This is a genomic window from Enterococcus sp. GPZ-007 (assembly GCF_059374735.1).
The window spans coordinates 1-410 of sequence record NZ_JCAFYN010000123.1 but is presented as its reverse complement, the minus strand read 5'-3'; the positions used below and the strand labels follow the sequence as shown (position 1 = coordinate 410).

The following is a 410-nucleotide window of genomic DNA, read 5'->3' as shown; positions in this document are numbered from 1 at the left end:
TATCCTTCACGCCGATGAAACGTGTTATCGCGTCATTGAAAAAGGTAAAAAAGAAACGTATTATTGGTTATTCAGCACAGGAAAACACAGCCCGCATCCCATCGTGTATTATCATCACGCAGAAACGAGAGCAGGAGAAGTACCAAAACAATTTCTAAGGGATTTCAAAGGCTATCTGCATTGTGATGGCTACGCAGGCTATCACGCGGTTGAAGAAGTCACACTCGTGTATTGTTTGGTTCATGCGCGTCGGAAGTTTTTTGAAGCCATTCCCAAAAATGATAAAAACGAGACACTTCCTTCATGGATCGCCGTGAAAATGATGGATATCTGGTTCCAGCTGGAACGAGAATGGGCCGAACTATCCGCTGAAGAGCGGTTGAAAAAAAGGCAGGCCTATTTAAAACCAC

General features: G+C 43.9%; 1 protein-coding gene. It reads left to right on the top strand.

The window, feature by feature from the left end; translation table 11 throughout:
- The coding region (locus AC4J95_RS21190) for an IS66 family transposase (RefSeq protein WP_494551556.1) at positions 1-410 on the top strand (410 nt) is incomplete at both ends.